This is a genomic window from Serinibacter salmoneus, assembly GCF_002563925.1.
GTDB classification, from domain to species: Bacteria; Actinomycetota; Actinomycetes; order Actinomycetales; family Beutenbergiaceae; genus Serinibacter; species Serinibacter salmoneus.
In genome coordinates this window covers 1578844-1593552 of record NZ_PDJD01000001.1, presented here as the reverse complement: position 1 = coordinate 1593552, position 14709 = coordinate 1578844, and the positions used below count along the sequence as shown (strand labels likewise).

The window sequence follows — 14709 nt, the reverse complement described above, 5'->3', positions numbered from 1 at the left end:
CTCTCACTCAGAACTCGATGTCGTTCAGGTCACCGGTCAACGTCTGCCCGGGCACGTCGTCCCACGACTCGCGCACAGCGAGGGGGAGTTGAGGCGCGGGAGCAGCGGGCTTCGCCGGTCGGCGAGCCAGCAGCCAGTACGCCCCGATGAACGCCTGCAGCGGAGCCACGTCGATGTCCGCGTGGCGCCGGTCCAGCAGCTTGGCGCCCTGAGAGAGGGTGTTCGTCTTCGCGGTGCCGGCGGCGCGATCCAACGGGCCCTGACGGTTGTGGCGGACCTTCCCGTCACGGACAGCGTCGAACGTCCACGCGAACGCCTCCAGCAGGTCCGAACCCGCCAGCGGCACCACGTCGATGGGGAACGCGACCTCAGCCTCCAGCGTCGCGATCAGCGGGCTGATCGGTGCGCCCTTCGCCTGGCCGGTCACGGCAGTGACGCCACGTTCGACACCCGTTGTCAGGAGCCACTCACGCACCCAGTCATCACCAGCGCGCTTCGCGACGATCTCCACCTGCGGCAGCCCGTCCGCCCGGTAGCCGCCGACGGCGATCCACGCGTGAGCACGCTGCACGGACATGTCCACGCACGCCACGAGTGGACCTTGCAGCTCATCTGCCGCCGCGACCCGAAGCGCACCGTCTGGCGTCTCCTCGGGGACGTTCTGGCCCTGCTCCCACGAACCCGGCGGGAAGGGCCCGTCTGCGACGCCGTCGTTCCACTGGCACAGGTTCTCCTCGCGGAACGTCCGCAGGTCATCAGCCTTCAACGCACCGACGATCGCGCGCTCGGTGATCCCGTTCGGGTGACCCAGTGCCGGGTTCGACCAGCACCACTCGTCCCGGTCGCGCGGATCGCACCCGGGAGTGGAGGACCACTCCGCCAGGAACAGCATGTCCGGATCCGCGTCGAGGTCCTCCGGGTCGAGGTCCTCCAGGTCCTCCTCGAGCGCCTCGGCGACCTCGTCAAGGTCGAACTCCGTCAGCCCCTCCGAGGACTGCCCCGCGGCCGCGTTGATCCCGTCCGGATCCCCGATCGCGGCGTGCGCCAGCATCCGAAGGTGCCGCAGCACCACCGAGGCCTCATCGCCCGCGTTCGACAGGCACAGGATCAGCGCCTCCGCGCGGGCCATGGTCGTCTTGGTGATCGCGCCCCACGCCGCGAACGAGTGATGCTCCCGCAGCTCATCCAGCAGCACGAGGTTCCCCGACAAGCCACGGCCGGCCTTCCGGTTCGCGGCCTTCACCTTGTACCGGGCGCCGGAGGTCAGCTCCAGGCTCTTCTTCCCGTTGACCTTCACCACGCGCTGCAGCAGCGCGGCCAGGTCCGGGTAGTTCTCCTCGTCCTCGACCCAGTCGACGACGCCCTGCCAGATCTCCTCCGCGACGTCCAGGTCCTGCGCGGTGCCCAGCACGAGCGGCCATCCCCACACGACCATGAACCACAGCGCGAGGATCTTCGAGATCGTCGACTTGCCGTTCTGCCGAGCCACCAGCACCACGGCGTACCGGAACCGCAGGCTGCCGTCCTCGTTCAGCTCGAGCATGTGGATCAGCAGCCACTCCTGCCACGGGTGCAGGACGATCCCCAGCACATCGCGCGCGAAGTCGATGACGTCGTACCCCAGCGTGCGGGCCTCCGTCGCCGCCGAGCGTGGCTCCAACGGCTGCAACGGGGGAGTGAACACCCGCGGCACCCGCGACCCCAGCCGCTTACGTCGCGGCTTCTGCCGAGGGAGAGTCGACGCGCTCACCGAGCACCTCCCCAGGGTCCGGTCGCCACCCCCCGACGCTCCTGCGCCTGCGGCGCGCGTGCGAGGTCCGCCTTGATCTGCCGGCGGCGATCACCGATCCGCAACGCCTGCTCCACGGCCGCGACGTCGCCCTTCATCGCCTTCGGCCACACCGCGACATGGAGACGATCCAGCCGCTCCCACTCCAGGAGCACCGCGACGTCGTCCGTCCGCAGCTCCGGCGTCGCCTCCCGCAGCAGCACCGCGAGCGCCACACGCGCCTGGTCGGGGTCGGGGTAGTCCAGGCGGCGGGCGATCTCATCGATCGTCACGCCGGCACGAGCGAAGTCCAGCAGGTCCTGCTCACGAGAGCGGGTGCTCACGCCTTCGCCTTCGTGAAGTCCACCGGCTCACCCGTCGAGCGGCGCACCGGCAGGTGCCCGGTGTGCAACTGCCAGCGCAGGCAGATCGCGTCCACGTACTTCGGGTCCAACTCCACCAGTGCGGCCTTGGCGCGGTGGTGCCACGCTGCGATGAGCGTCGTCCCGGACCCACCGAACAGGTCCAGGACCAGGCCACCGCGCGGGCAGGAGTTCGCGAGCATCCGCAGCACGAGCTCGACGGGCTTCATCGTCGGGTGCTCGGCGTTGCGCTTCGGCTTGGGCACCTCGAACACCGTCGTCTGCCGGTCGTCGCCGTACCAGTTCGGTCCACCACGCCCCAGCCTGCCCGACCCGCCACCGGTGAAGCCGTAGGCCACACCCTCGTGGGTCGTGGGCTCCTCGCCCTCGCCGGGCTCCGGGGTCGTGCCATGGAGGATCGGCTCGTGCCGGTAGTGGTAGTCCGCACGGGACAGCACCAGGGACGGCTTCACCCACACCAGGTGCTGACGCACGTCCACGCCAGCGCCGCGCAGCGACGTCTCGAAGGAGACACCCTCCACCGTCGCGTAGGCGACGTACACCGGTGCCCCAGGCCGGCACACCGCGACCGCCGTCGCGAACGCCCCCGAGAGCAGGTCCGGGAGATCCTCCGGCTTGTCGTTCAGGATCGTCAGGTTCTCCGAGGTGCCGCCGACGTAGGCCACACCGTAGGGCGGATCAGTCCACATGCAGTCCGGCACCCGCCCCGCGAGCGCGCCCAGGACCGCCTCGGTGTCGGTGGAGTCCCCGCACAGCACCAGGGACCCATCCAGCTCCCACACGTCCCCGAGCTGCGACACCGGCTCGGCCGGCAGCGGCGCTGGCTCGTCCTCGTCCGTCAGCCCGACCGGGTCACCCTCGGCGTCTGACAGCAGCGCCGCGAGCGCCGCGTCGTCGTATCCCGTCCCGGACAGGTCGGGGAGCGAGGTCAGGACCTCCAGGAGGGCGGCGTCGTCGTAGGTCGCGAGGTCGCTGGTGCGGTTGTCCACCAGGTTGATCCGTGCGGCGCCGTCGTCGTCGACGTCCACCCACGTCACCGCGAGGTGCTCCCACCCCAGCGTCCGAGCGGCGCTCAGGACGCCGTTGCCCGCGAGTACCTCGCGGGTGCCGACCCGCGCGACCACGGGCCGGTACTGCCCGTGCGCGGCCAGGGAAGCCGCCACGGCTTCGACATCGGCGCGGCGCGGGTCCTTGGCGTAGGGCCGGAGGGAGTCGATCGGCTCGGACAACGCCGTCAGCGTGGAGGGGATCACCGGCGCTCCTCTCGCTAGGCGGAGCCGCGGCGAGCCCGCGCCCGGTCCTGCATGCTCGTCACGTTGCTGGCGGTCTTGGTCGCGCCCGCGGGAGCCACAGGGACCGGGAGCGAGGCTGGCGTGATCTGCAGCTCGGCGCAGCCCTTCAGGTAGGAGGGGATCGTCCCGAACGCTGCCTTCTCCAGCGCCGCGTACCCCGCGCGCTGCGCCTCATCGATCAACCACGCCAGGGTCAGCAGCGCCGCAGCAGCGCCCTCGAACTCCGCGCGGTCCTTCAGGTGCGCCGCAGCGGCGAGTGAGCGGCGCGTGGCGTCGTACACCGGGCCCGTGCGGCGCTTCATCGGCGCCGGCGGGGAGAACCGCGGCGCGTGCTTCGCGACGTACTCCTGCGCCGCCTTGCCGAGCGCGATCGCCGGGTGCGGAATCGGCTCGCGCTTTGCGCCCTCCACGATCTCGCCTTCCTGGGCGACCCGATCGCGGCAGTTGCGAGCCAACGCGACCTGCCCGCAGAACACCTCGAGGTCCGGGCCGACGATCCGCGCTGGCTGGGGATGCGCCGCGACGACCTCTCGCCACACCGCGGCCGCATCCTTGTCCAGCAGTTCGGGAGGCTCTACTCCCGCGGTGCTCCTCTTCGCCATGGTCCCGTCGCCACCCTTCCTCCCACGCGGTAGGACCGCTGCGGGTCGACGTCGGGAAAGGCCAGGTGCTCCGGGACGGTGCGGTCACCGGTCGCACCCTCCGGGAGCTCACGGAACAACTCGTCCACGAACCCCGAGAACAGGTCCGCGCGGTCGGTGTCATCGGTCATCTCGAACTGCTCGCACCGCGGATTCAGGTTCAGGTTCATGCTCGTGGTGATCACCACGTCCCAGGACTCGTTCCGCAGCAGCGCGAACTTCGCGTGCGTGCGGAACACCCGGATCGACTCCGCGCCGAACAGCCCCGCGACGTCGACCGGGGTCGCCTGTCCACGCTTCGCGGAGGAGTCCATCACGAACCGGATCGAGCGGATCGCCCCGAGCTGCGCGAACCGCTGCGCGGCCTCGACGTCGTAGAACCCAGCCGACCACGTCGAGATCGTCACATCAGCCGGCCCCGTCACCTCCAGCCCAGCCTCGATCAGGTCCAGCAGCGAGAACTGGCCGAACGTCAACCCGACCACGTCCATGCCATGCCCGAAACCCTCGATCGTCTCCGCAGCGCCAGCAGCACGGGAGAACCGCGACCGCGAGCGCCGCGCGGGGCGAACGTGCGCCACCGCACGCTGCTGCCCGGTCACCGCAGTGCCCTAGCGCTCTGCAGCATGCCGTCCAGGACCTCGGCGAGCGGCTCGACCAACTCCGGGCGATCCGATGGCGCGTACCGTGCGACTACCTCCAACACGGCATCGAAGTCCAGCGGGGCCTTCGCGTCGATCTCGAACATGATCAGCGCGCTGAACGCGGCACTGACCGTGCTCAGTCCCACGGCCGGGAGCGGGCGGGTCATCGGACGCTCTCGATCGCCGCGATGATCACCGGCGCCGGCGCGTGGGTGAAGCGAGCCGACCAGAGCTCAGGGCCACGACGCTCGCTCACCCGGAGCACCCAATCGGTGTCGTCACGGGCGACGCGGACGGTGATGTCACCTGGGCGAGTGACGGAGTACCTCCCCTCGCCCAGGATCTCCGCGTCACACGACGCGAGGTAGGACAGCAGCTCGTCAGTGGCGAGCACGGGGGAGTGGGTAGGCTGAGACACATCGACTCCTAGCTAGTCGGTCACACCCCCGGGCGGTGCCAGCCGTCGCGGGGGCCTTTCGTGCTCTCATACTACCATCAGATCGTTGGAATCTCGCGGAAAACGGCCCGTTTGCACCCCCGGAACCGCAGGCAGATTCGCGTACTCCGGACGCAGCTCACGCAACCGCTCCGCGAGCACCGACCGCGACCTCGACCACCCCACCTCACGAGCCGCCGCATCTACCGTGATCCTCGGGAACCGCGACAGCAGCCGGCGCAACGCGGGCTCCACCGCATCCACCGCCGACGGCGCCGGCGCCCTCACGTAGCGATCGCGAGCGCCGTCGGCCAACGCGGCACGTACTGCACCCTCGGAGACCCCCAGCTCACGGGAAGCCGCCCGCACGCTGCCGAAGAAGTCGTATGCCGCCCGAACACGCGCCCGATCCAACATTCCGACCCCCCGTCAGGATTCATCCGGACCGATCCGACAACGCGAACCACCCCCGGGGGGTAAGCCTCGGGGGGAGAGGACCCTCCGGCGCGGGACCGACCAGCCACCCCGATCCCAGATTTTCTGGGGCTACCGCTCGGCCAGCGCCGCAACGTCACTGGCGGCAAGCGGCCCAGGCAGCACCATCCACTCCTGCACCCGGCTCGTCACCGTGCACGGAATGAGGTCAGCCAACCGGTCAGGCCGGATCAGTACCGACGGGACCACAGCCACCACATCTGCGACCATGCTTCGCCCGGCCGGTGTGCGGAGCGAGGCGAACGAGACGCTGCCGCCGTTCTCCCACTCGATCCGCTCCTGCCCGTAGCCCCGGCGCACGAGCGACGGCGCAGGCAACCAGTGATCGCCACCCGTCACCTCCGCGATCGCGTCCATCGCCGGGCGCACCTCAGCTAGAACATCGAGTACCACCAGCACCCGAAGGCCACGGCGAGCAGCCGGCTCAACCACCCGCGCCACGAACTGCGTGTCCATGCTGCCTCCCATCACCACGACGTCAGACCCAGGTCATCGCCAGCGAACACCGCCGGCCACCCCGGGAAGGACTCGATCCCATCGCGCCGGTCGAAGCGACGCAGCCACGTGTCAACGCCAGCAGTGGTGCGCAGCTGATCCTCACGACCACGCCGCACCACCCGACGAACCAGCACATCGCGCGGGGCGAGCATCACGAACCGGTGCGTCGCACCCATCAACGCCGCGGCACGATCCCGCGCCGAGGACGTCGCCCCTGACCGGATCACCACCGCGCGAGCACCGCGCGACTGACCGAGGACCTCCAGCGCCGCGGCGAACTCCCGCTCACCCGACCACTCCGGATCATCCCGATCGAACACCCGCAACCCTGAGGCACGAGCAGCCGTCGTCTTGCCCGCACCAGGCGGACCGCACAGCAGCACAACGCACCGCTCGCTCACCACGACGACATCAGCCCCAACCCGTCATCACCGTCACCGTCGACGTTGTCGCTCTGGTTGCACACCAGGTGAGCAGGCGCCCAGTTCGACCTCACCCAGATCAACTCCGGGTGAGCGCGGCGCGACTTCACGTGCTGCACCGAGCACGACATTCGATCCGGGTACCGCAACCCGTAGTTGATCCGCTGCCCGCAGATCACGCACGGCAGCGACCTCGCCGCGCCAACACGACGCACATACTCCAGCGCCTCAGCACGCCGACGACCCTCCCACGCCAGGCCGGTCACATGACCACCACCTCCATAGGTCGACGTCGGTAGGCACGACGAAGGCCCGGACCGTGAACCGATCCGGGCCTCAATCAGGGTGCACTTCTCCCGACAGCCGTCACAGTACTGTGGATAACCCACCCGAGCAAGCACCCCGGGTCACACGCGCGCCACCTCGCGCAGCTGCTTCGACAGCCAATCCCACTCCCGCTCCGGCCACGCCGGGCGACCACCGAACACCATGCCTACCTCCCGAGGCCCCGGCTCGCAGTTCTCCCCGAAGCACACCACCATCGGCGGACGATCGTCCCGCTCACCGTCACCCCTCAGCCGGCCACCCGGACACACCACCCGCAGCGTCCGCTGACCACCCACCGGCGCCGACGCCGTCCGGCCACCACACCACGGGCACACCGCATCCAGGACCTGACCATCCAAGATGTCGCCCAGGAACGCGGCCGTCGACATCACCACCGGGGCCAGTATCGAATCGAGATTCCCCAACAGGAACTCCGGCTCAGCCTCATGAGCGCCCGTCAGCCACGCCCGAGCCCGGCGCAGGTAGGGCCGAGGGTCCACGTACACCGACCCCACCGGATCGAGCTGCTCCACGCCCGCAGCCTGCACCACCGACGAGCACGCCCATTCCGCAGCGCCAGCAATCTGCGCCATCAGATCCAGAGCCCCGACATCGACCGGGACCGGACGCACGCCCGGCGGCACCACAGCACCCGGCGCCGCACGCTCGACAGCCTCAGCCACCGCACGAACACGCGCAGCCTCCACCGCATGATCCGAACGATGCCGACGACCCACACCCCGAGCACGATTCGACGGCACCCTCAGCTCCACCACATCCGGCCACACCTCCTCGAGGTAGTCCAGATGCTGACGCACCGACCCCAGCAGATCCTCATCAGCAGACGTCAACCCAGAGCCCGTGCTGTAGACGAACTCCTCACCCGACCAGCCCATCACCGCTCACCTTCCGTAGACCGACCACGACCACCACGCCTGCCACGCCTCCTACGACCCACCCCAGGCCCATCCCGACCCAGGCCAGACCCCACCCGAACCGACCCGATCTCTTCCCGACCCGACCCGGGCAAACTCATTCCCGGAGAGTCAGATATCGAGTTCCGCGAGAGTTCCGACCCCACTTCCGGACCACGCCCCGCCGGCGCCGAGCCGGGCGCCAGGGGCCGCTGCGCGTAGTCGCGCGCTGATCCCGAGTCGCCAACAGCCGTCGCACTGAACGAGGCGTGATCCGGTGACGAAACCCAGTCCGGCGCCGAGCCGGGCGCCAGGGGCCGCTGCGCGTGATCGCGCGCTGATCCCGAGTCGCCAGCAGCCGTCGCATCAGGGCTGAGGTTCGCCGTCGTGGGGTAGCCGTTCTCCGTGAGGAACTCCGCAGTCACCCGGTCATACCGAGCAACCCGCGGGGCCGGCCGCAGAGGATGATCGTCATCCCACTGCGCATTCGCCTTCCTCGCGCCATTGCACCGACGGCACGCCACCACCAGGGTGTCCACCGTCGCCGCGGCACCAGGCACGCGATGATCGAGCTCAGCCGACCGATTCGACTTTCTGCCGCGCCACTGGACCTGCACACCGCAATAGCGGCAGTTGTCCCCGTCGCGAAGCCGCACCGGCACCGTGAGACCGAGGTCCGCGACGTCTCGCTTCCTCTGCCGATCCCACTCGACCTCCTCGCGCGTGCGAATGTGGATGAACTCCGGATCGTTGATGATGACCCACGCCTTCGCCCCATTGACCCTCCGCGGAGTCAACAGGCCGGCCTTCTCGCACCAGGCGATCAACTGGCTGGTCCGCGCCCCACCGAACAACGCCGCAGTACCGAAGTCCACGACGTAATCCGTCAGGTGCCCGGCCGACTGGGTGGCACACGCGTACAGCCACCCGCGCACTTCATTCACCGCGCGCTCATCGGCACCCTTGAACCCCGCCACCTGCATCAGCAGCGGGTACGTTGCCGAATTGTCACCGAGCCGAACCCAAGGCAACCGGGCTCACCACCTCTCCGTCAGTCCGAACACCGGCACTCACCGGTACGCGGATCGATCCGTCCATCGCACGAGTCACATCGCTCGCTCAAGGCCCACCACCTCCCCTCAGCTCGCGCTCGATCACGCCACCCACGAGGTCCGCAGGGCGCCACACACCGGCATCCACCCCCGCAGCTCGCAGGTCGTCCAACCAGTCCCGCTGCTCAGGCCGCAGCCGACCCTTCGCGGACTTCAACTCCCGGAACACCAACCGCCCCGACGCGCGATGCACCAACGTCAGATCCGGGAAGCCCTTCTGCGAGCGCCGCGAATCGTGCGTGTGGTAGGCGCGCCAGCCCAGCACCGCGGCGATCCGCAGCACCTGGGTCTGCAACGCGTCCTCGCTCATTGCCGCGGCCACGTTCGCGTTGTGCTCGGCCGTCGTCAGCACGACCCGGCCCTGTTCGCGAGTTCGAGGAGGACGTCCGCGTGGCACGGGGACGACAGCGGACACCAGCACGCCAAGTCACGGCCCGCGAGCTCGTGGAGGTCGGACAGGATGCGGAGGATCTGCATGTGCGGGCCGTACCACCACCACGCGGAGTCTGGCCCGTGCCGGAGGTCGGCGCGGAATGCCTCCACGACGAGCTCGCGCGGATCGAGGGTGTTGGGCGTCTCCAGTTCGGCCGCGATGCGCTCCAGTCGGCTGCGCATCTCCTCGATCCGATACGGGTTGCCCCACTTGGTGCGGCGGTCCACGATCACGGCGTCGGGGTCCTCCGCACGCCACGGCCGCTGCCGGGTCATCTGCACACGCTTCGGTGTAGTCACGCCTCCCGCCCCTCTGGTTCGCTGGGGGCAGCGCACCGGGGGTTGCCCTCGCAGGTGCAGTCGTATCCACCGGTCACGATCGCGGGGCAGCGTCCGCAGCAGTACGCCGGTCGGTCGGTGGGGGATAGGGCGGCGCGCTGACCGTCGCACAGGACCACCTCGCGGAAGCCGAGCGCCAAGAGCTCCCTCGCGTTCTCGGGGTGGTTCGTGCTGACGACCCTGGAGCCGAACGGCAGGAAGTACCGTTTGCCCTCCTGTGCGGGCACGGGGGCCGGGTCCGGGTGGCCGTCCACGATGTGCGCCGCCGGCGGCACCGGGCCGGTCAGGTCGCATCCACAGGGCTCACGCATCGCGGTTGCTCCCCACGGCTGGCACCAGCTCGCCCCGGACGATCGCGAGCTCCGCGACGCAGTCCATGTGGTGGCGCCAGGCACGGGTGTCGATCCCGCGGTCCAGCGCCCGGGAGTAGACGCACTCACGCAGGTCATCGAGGGAGTCCCGGCACTCCTGCGAGTGCAGGATGTGCACCGTCGCTTCGGCGGACACCGCGCGCCCCAGGTGCTGGTGCTTGCGGCGGCGAGCGCCGACGATCTCCTCGATGCGGTCGGCGGGGATGATGCGGGTCATCGGTCCTCCTGGCGGTTGGCCCATGCGGTGAGGTGCGCTGCGAGTTCGAGCGCCTGGTCGGGGGTGATGTCGGCGGTGCGGGGCCACGCGGACATGTTCAGCGCGGGGCCGACGTTGCACAGGATCAGCGCCGTCTTCTCACCGCTGGCCCCGGGGGTGTTGGCCTCGATTGCGACGTGCCCGCGCTCCGGGTCGCACCACAGGGTGTGAGGCTCGGGCGTGCGGTCGGCGATCAGCTCGGCGACCGTGGGCAGGGCGTCCAGGAGACTCGGCGTGCCCATCGCGTCGGCGGTCATGCGAGAGCTCCAAAGAGGCTGGGCGTCCCCATCGGGTCGGCGTCGAGAGGCTCGGTGGGGGCGGTGAGGACGACGTCGCGGGTGTAGTCGCGCATGACGCGGTGAGCGTTCATCCCCGCCCGGTAGAAGGGCCGGATTCGGATGCTGTGCAACTGGTGCTCCGCGAGCGTCATCGCCAGGTGGTAGCCGCCCTCGCGTTCGCAGTACGCGGCCCACACGGTGCGCCACCGGGCACGGTGGTAGCGGATCCGCTCCACCTGCTCCGGGGCGAGATGCTCACGCAGCAGCTTGCGAACCTGCGCCCACGTGAGGGTGACGGCATCCTCACCGGTGATGCGGGTCGCGATCGTGACCTTCCCGCCACGGCACTCCCACGTGACCTCCCGGTGCAGCCCAGAGGACAGCTGCGCATCCGCGCGAGGTGCCCCGGCCTGCGTGAGGACCTCGGCGTAGGAGTCCGCGAGCACCGGCGCGGCGAGGCGGACCGCCTCCCACGGGCTCACGCGAGTGCTCCCAGCAGGGATGGGGTGCCGGTCTCGTCGGGGTCGAACTGCACGTCCCCGACGGGCAGACCGATCCTGATGGCCCAGCGGCGGTCGGCTCGGCCAGCAGGGGAGTCCATCTGCCCGGCGCCGGGGTGTTGGTGGTCGTGGCAGTCGCACATGCTGCGGTGCGGGTACCCGGCCTCGTACACGTGCAGCAGGAGCGCAGCGGCGAGGCCGTGGACCTTCCCCGCGGCGCCGTCGTGGATGCTCACGAACTCCGGTCCCCACCGATCCCGGAACGACATGCCCCAGCACTCTCGATGCCCGTCCCCGCGGGCGCACGGCGGGCACGCCGGGTAGCGGACGCAGGCGCACTCCCGGACCGTGAGGCTGAACTCGGGCACCCACGCCCCAGGGGCGGCGAGGATCGTCTCCTGCTGCAACGCGGCCACGCGATCGAGGGAGCTCACGACAGATCACCCACCGAGACGAACCCCGAGCCGTCAGGACACACCAGCGCGTGCGAGGTGTTCACCACCACGCCGAACACCTGCACCCATCCCGAGAACGCAGCCCGCAGCTCATCCACCGTCTGCGCATCCAACGCCGGCTGCGCACACACACCCGCGAGCGCATCGAGGTTGTCGGCGTCGCAGGCGAGCGCGGCTGCCATGATCTGGCCCCCGGTGCGGACATGCGGCGGGGTGTGGTCGTTGAACACGGGCACCGCGGACTGCATCGGTGAGCCGATGGTGCGCTGCACGTGCTCGGCGACGTGCGCCGGGAGGAACGTGAGGGCACCCCAGAGGTCATGACCGCAGGCGAGTTCGTTCACGGCCGAGGTGACGCGGTCGCCGTTGTGGTGCTTGATCGCGTCCAGGACGATGACGGCCCAGCCGTCCATCCAGGCGGAGTCGTGGCCGCAGGTCACAGGACACCCCCAGTCGTCGTGGTGGGGGAGTGCATTGCGGGGTTCTGGGCGCCGCGTGCGGCGTCGTACAGGCGCAGCACCCAGCGGGCGTCACCGAGCGCCGTGTGCGCCTCCTCCTCGGTGGGCAGGGCAACGCCGAGAGCCTGCGAGACGACGCGTGAGCTCCACATCTCCGGCGCGGGATCCGGGTGCACCCGCCCCGTCGCGGTGATCCGGCCCCGGCACATGTCCACGACGTCCACCGGCCGGTAGTGCCACCCCGGGACCAGGCCCTGCGCCGCGAGCAGCCGCTCCAACCGCGGTACGTCGAACGCGGCATTGTTCACCAGGAGCGTCGCACCATGCGTCGTCTCCGCGACCAGGCGAGCGAAGTGCGCGGCCGAGAGGACCTGCACCGACTGCTTGCACCGATCCCGCAGGGGCACGGGCGCGTGCGGGTGGCGATCGTAGAACCGCCCCACCTGCAGCGCCTCACGGTCCGCGTGCCGCAGACTCGGATTCGCGAGCATCGCCGTCACCGCGTGATGCCCATCCGGAGACCGGCGCACCGCCCCGAACTCCCACACCTCCGCAGCCGGGTGCAGACTCACCGTCTCGATATCGATCGCCACCACGTCACGCCGTGGCGCCGTCAGATCACTCATCGTCATCGTCGTCACGCTCTCCATCACGGTCGTCGTCGGACTCTGCGGTCTGGTCGTCTGCCTCGAGCGGGAGTTCGTCGCGGATCACCCGCAGCCGCACGCTCTTGCCGTGCTCCGCGATCTGCTCACCAGCCGCGGCGAGCAGGGCCTCCCGGGTGGCGTCGTCCACCTCCACCCGCTCCGGTCGCTGCAGTGGCTCCACGAGGCGAGCCCATGAGCGTGTGACCGAGCGCGACTCCTGTCGCTGCTCCGCGCACCGCTCCTCATCGCCACGCCGGTCAACGCGGTGCGCCACACCGAGGAACGCCTCATCGAGAGACCGCAGCACCACCAGCGGCGCCGGCTCATCGACCAGCAGCACCTCCAGCGCGCCACCGAACTGCTTCGCGGACGTCACGAACGGCGCCAGGTCCTCTGAGCCCAACTGCGCGGTACCCCACGTCGAAAGGGTCGACCTCAAGAACGGCAGCACCAGGCGCGGCACATCAATCGCGGTGTCCTCCTCCGGCTCAGGCGGCGTGTGCCGAGGAACACGCAGTGACTCGCCAGGGAACAAGCCGCCGACCTCCGTCAGCCGCATCGAGTCCTCAGAAGTGATGACCTCCAGGCTCGTGTCCTCAGACGCTCGCGTCGCGGACTTCCGGAACACCCCGAGCACCTTGCGGACCACCGGAACCGAAAGGTCCCAGACCTCCAGCTCGCTCGAGGCCACGATCTCCACCCGAACCTGCGCCAGAGCCGACGTCACGCCATCGGACGCCCACAGCACGAGAGACTCCGCCGTCAGAGCCAACCGGATCCGACCAAGGTGCGGCTGCACCGGCGTCGCCCGACCCGCATGCGGCACCAGCGCAGCCAACGCCGCGCACAACCCCGGGCGACTCAGCCGCAGCTCGTTCACCGCGCCCTTCATGCCGCCACCTCCGCGACGTCGGCGCCACGACGGTTGCCGTTGCCGCGGGAAGCCCACTCCTTGGCCGGCGCGATCCCGTGCCGCATCCGATCCCGCGTGATCGTCCGCTCAGTCACGAGCAGGAGTTCCGCCATCTGCCGGTCGTTGTAGCCGTGACGCACCAACTCGACGATCGCGGAGACCCGGGCCACCGGCCCGAGACGGCGCGACTCACCAGCGAGCAACCGCTCCAGGTCGGCGTGATCCAGGCCAGCCGTGAGCGACGACGGCGGGGCGGAGCGACGGGTACCCCGCGGAGCGTCGTCCGCGTCGATGTCGTCCCACGCGAGCGGGCTCACGTACCCCTGCTCAGCCGCGCGACGACGCGTCACCGCCGACGGCCCAGGGCGGAGCCCGAACTCCCGGAACGCCCCGGCGATCGCGTCCGCAGTGCGGCGCTCCACCAGCACACCCCGCTGATGCAAGACCGTCCCGCTCATCTGAGCCGACCCGTGCCGCCGCATCGCCTCCGTGATCAACTGGTGTGTCCAGCCCATCGCGAGCAGAGCCTGCACCCGACGTCTCGACCCCAGCGCCGGCACCAACCCGGACGCATCCGGCCGAGCTCGCACCTGCCCCAACGTCACTGCCAGCAGGCGACGGCCAACCGGCCGCTGCACCCACTCGCCCGTCCGATCCGACGTCGGACGAAGGATCTTCGCGACCGTCGTCGGCGAGCACCCCGCAACGCGCGCGATACCGGTACGCGTCGCACCAGCACTCACGAGCGCCTCGAGGTGCGGCAGCACCTCAGCACGGGGCATGTACGACCGATCCACTCCCATGGCCCGGTCCAAGCGCCACCGCTTCTCATACGGCAGCGACCGGCTCATGCCTCCACCGCCAGCCGCGACTCGCGATCGATCAACGTGCCCTGATCCAGGCCACGGTGATCGACGTACACCGCGAGGAGACTCCCATCGCACCGCTCCGCGATCACACGCCACTTGAAGTTGCCGACGTCGTACCCAGACCGGGACTCCGCACGCCGCACCCGCAACGACTCCACGTGATCAACCACCGCATCCGGGAACGCGCACCGATGCCGTATCACCAGCGGATCACCCGGCTTGAACGGCGCCCACTTCGCCTGCTTGCCCAACGTCATGA

General features: G+C 69.9%; 22 protein-coding genes. All 22 read right to left on the bottom strand.

Going from position 1 to position 14709, the window contains the following annotated elements; all coding sequences use genetic code 11:
- Positions 1 to 7: 7 nt before the first annotated feature.
- Positions 8 to 1750 (bottom strand): terminase, encoded by a 1743-nt coding sequence (locus ATL40_RS07085; RefSeq protein WP_143556890.1) that lies wholly within the window; start codon positions 1748 to 1750, stop codon positions 8 to 10.
- Entirely contained in the window at positions 1747 to 2112 is a 366-nt protein-coding gene (locus ATL40_RS07080) for a hypothetical protein (protein WP_098468924.1), read from the bottom strand. The genes ATL40_RS07085 and ATL40_RS07080 overlap by 4 nt, the downstream gene beginning before the upstream one ends.
- Complete coding sequence (locus ATL40_RS07075; protein ID WP_211283077.1) at positions 2109 to 3404, bottom strand: DNA methyltransferase; 1296 nt, start codon at positions 3402 to 3404, stop codon at positions 2109 to 2111. The genes ATL40_RS07080 and ATL40_RS07075 overlap by 4 nt, the downstream gene beginning before the upstream one ends.
- Before the next feature lie 14 nt (positions 3405 to 3418).
- Complete coding sequence (locus ATL40_RS07070; RefSeq protein WP_143556889.1) at positions 3419 to 4045, bottom strand: hypothetical protein; 627 nt, start codon at positions 4043 to 4045, stop codon at positions 3419 to 3421.
- Positions 4018 to 4686, bottom strand: coding sequence for a hypothetical protein (locus ATL40_RS07065; protein ID WP_143556888.1), 669 nt, complete (start codon positions 4684 to 4686; stop codon positions 4018 to 4020). The genes ATL40_RS07070 and ATL40_RS07065 overlap by 28 nt, the downstream gene beginning before the upstream one ends.
- Positions 4683 to 4895, bottom strand: coding sequence for a hypothetical protein (locus ATL40_RS07060; protein WP_098468921.1), 213 nt, complete (start codon positions 4893 to 4895; stop codon positions 4683 to 4685). The genes ATL40_RS07065 and ATL40_RS07060 overlap by 4 nt, the downstream gene beginning before the upstream one ends.
- Entirely contained in the window at positions 4892 to 5146 is a 255-nt protein-coding gene (locus tag ATL40_RS07055; protein WP_098468920.1) for a hypothetical protein, read from the bottom strand. The genes ATL40_RS07060 and ATL40_RS07055 overlap by 4 nt, the downstream gene beginning before the upstream one ends.
- Positions 5147 to 5710: 564 nt before the next feature.
- Positions 5711 to 6115 (bottom strand): hypothetical protein, encoded by a 405-nt coding sequence (locus ATL40_RS07050; RefSeq protein ID WP_143556887.1) that lies wholly within the window; start codon positions 6113 to 6115, stop codon positions 5711 to 5713.
- 11 nt (positions 6116 to 6126) lie between these two features.
- On the bottom strand, positions 6127 to 6477 hold the full coding sequence (locus tag ATL40_RS07045; protein WP_098468918.1) for a hypothetical protein: 351 nt from the start codon (positions 6475 to 6477) through the stop codon (positions 6127 to 6129).
- Between the two features lie 509 nt (positions 6478 to 6986).
- Positions 6987 to 7694 carry a hypothetical protein gene (locus ATL40_RS14695; RefSeq protein WP_169925899.1) on the bottom strand — a complete coding sequence of 236 codons (708 nt, stop codon included), beginning with the start codon at positions 7692 to 7694 and terminating at the stop codon, positions 6987 to 6989.
- A gap of 1245 nt (positions 7695 to 8939) precedes the next feature.
- Positions 8940 to 9284 (bottom strand): VRR-NUC domain-containing protein, encoded by a 345-nt coding sequence (locus ATL40_RS07030; protein ID WP_245866863.1) that lies wholly within the window; start codon positions 9282 to 9284, stop codon positions 8940 to 8942.
- Positions 9278 to 9664, bottom strand: coding sequence for a DUF4326 domain-containing protein (locus ATL40_RS07025; RefSeq protein ID WP_169925898.1), 387 nt, complete (start codon positions 9662 to 9664; stop codon positions 9278 to 9280). The genes ATL40_RS07030 and ATL40_RS07025 overlap by 7 nt, the downstream gene beginning before the upstream one ends.
- Positions 9661 to 10014, bottom strand: a complete 354-nt coding sequence (locus ATL40_RS07020; RefSeq protein ID WP_143556885.1) for a hypothetical protein — start codon at positions 10012 to 10014, stop codon at positions 9661 to 9663. Before ATL40_RS07020 ends, ATL40_RS07025 begins: the two co-directional genes overlap by 4 nt.
- Entirely contained in the window at positions 10007 to 10291 is a 285-nt protein-coding gene (locus ATL40_RS07015; protein WP_098468913.1) for a hypothetical protein, read from the bottom strand. The genes ATL40_RS07020 and ATL40_RS07015 overlap by 8 nt, the downstream gene beginning before the upstream one ends.
- Positions 10288 to 10587, bottom strand: coding sequence for a hypothetical protein (locus tag ATL40_RS07010; RefSeq protein ID WP_098468912.1), 300 nt, complete (start codon positions 10585 to 10587; stop codon positions 10288 to 10290). The genes ATL40_RS07015 and ATL40_RS07010 overlap by 4 nt, the downstream gene beginning before the upstream one ends.
- A complete protein-coding gene (locus tag ATL40_RS07005; protein ID WP_098468911.1) occupies positions 10584 to 11090 on the bottom strand; it encodes a hypothetical protein in 507 nt (168 codons plus the stop codon). Before ATL40_RS07005 ends, ATL40_RS07010 begins: the two co-directional genes overlap by 4 nt.
- Positions 11087 to 11542 (bottom strand): hypothetical protein, encoded by a 456-nt coding sequence (locus ATL40_RS07000; RefSeq protein WP_098468910.1) that lies wholly within the window; start codon positions 11540 to 11542, stop codon positions 11087 to 11089. Before ATL40_RS07000 ends, ATL40_RS07005 begins: the two co-directional genes overlap by 4 nt.
- Entirely contained in the window at positions 11539 to 12003 is a 465-nt protein-coding gene (locus tag ATL40_RS06995) for a hypothetical protein (protein ID WP_098468909.1), read from the bottom strand. The genes ATL40_RS07000 and ATL40_RS06995 overlap by 4 nt, the downstream gene beginning before the upstream one ends.
- Positions 12000 to 12647, bottom strand: coding sequence for a 3'-5' exonuclease family protein (locus ATL40_RS06990; RefSeq protein ID WP_143556884.1), 648 nt, complete (start codon positions 12645 to 12647; stop codon positions 12000 to 12002). Before ATL40_RS06990 ends, ATL40_RS06995 begins: the two co-directional genes overlap by 4 nt.
- A complete protein-coding gene (locus ATL40_RS06985) occupies positions 12640 to 13560 on the bottom strand; it encodes a hypothetical protein (RefSeq protein WP_098468907.1) in 921 nt (306 codons plus the stop codon). Before ATL40_RS06985 ends, ATL40_RS06990 begins: the two co-directional genes overlap by 8 nt.
- Complete coding sequence (locus ATL40_RS14690; protein ID WP_143556883.1) at positions 13557 to 14039, bottom strand: hypothetical protein; 483 nt, start codon at positions 14037 to 14039, stop codon at positions 13557 to 13559. Before ATL40_RS14690 ends, ATL40_RS06985 begins: the two co-directional genes overlap by 4 nt.
- A gap of 389 nt (positions 14040 to 14428) precedes the next feature.
- A complete protein-coding gene (locus tag ATL40_RS06975; protein WP_098468905.1) occupies positions 14429 to 14707 on the bottom strand; it encodes a hypothetical protein in 279 nt (92 codons plus the stop codon).
- Positions 14708 to 14709 lie beyond the last annotated feature (2 nt).

Bases quoted from the DNA above. Each gene is read 5' to 3' on its own strand.
- ATL40_RS07070 (WP_143556889.1), bottom strand. From the start codon at position 4,045: ATGGCGAAGAGGAGCACCGCGGGAGTAGAGCCTCCCGAACTGCTGGAC.
- ATL40_RS07060 (WP_098468921.1), bottom strand. From the start codon at position 4,895: ATGACCCGCCCGCTCCCGGCCGTGGGACTGAGCACGGTCAGTGCCGCG.
- ATL40_RS07050 (WP_143556887.1), bottom strand. From the start codon at position 6,115: ATGGACACGCAGTTCGTGGCGCGGGTGGTTGAGCCGGCTGCTCGCCGT.
- ATL40_RS07020 (WP_143556885.1), bottom strand. From the start codon at position 10,014: ATGCGTGAGCCCTGTGGATGCGACCTGACCGGCCCGGTGCCGCCGGCG.
- ATL40_RS07015 (WP_098468913.1), bottom strand. From the start codon at position 10,291: ATGACCCGCATCATCCCCGCCGACCGCATCGAGGAGATCGTCGGCGCT.
- ATL40_RS07010 (WP_098468912.1), bottom strand. From the start codon at position 10,587: ATGACCGCCGACGCGATGGGCACGCCGAGTCTCCTGGACGCCCTGCCC.
- ATL40_RS06990 (WP_143556884.1), bottom strand. From the start codon at position 12,647: ATGAGTGATCTGACGGCGCCACGGCGTGACGTGGTGGCGATCGATATC.
- ATL40_RS06985 (WP_098468907.1), bottom strand. From the start codon at position 13,560: ATGAAGGGCGCGGTGAACGAGCTGCGGCTGAGTCGCCCGGGGTTGTGC.
- ATL40_RS14690 (WP_143556883.1), bottom strand. From the start codon at position 14,039: ATGAGCGGGACGGTCTTGCATCAGCGGGGTGTGCTGGTGGAGCGCCGC.
- ATL40_RS06975 (WP_098468905.1), bottom strand. From the start codon at position 14,707: ATGACGTTGGGCAAGCAGGCGAAGTGGGCGCCGTTCAAGCCGGGTGAT.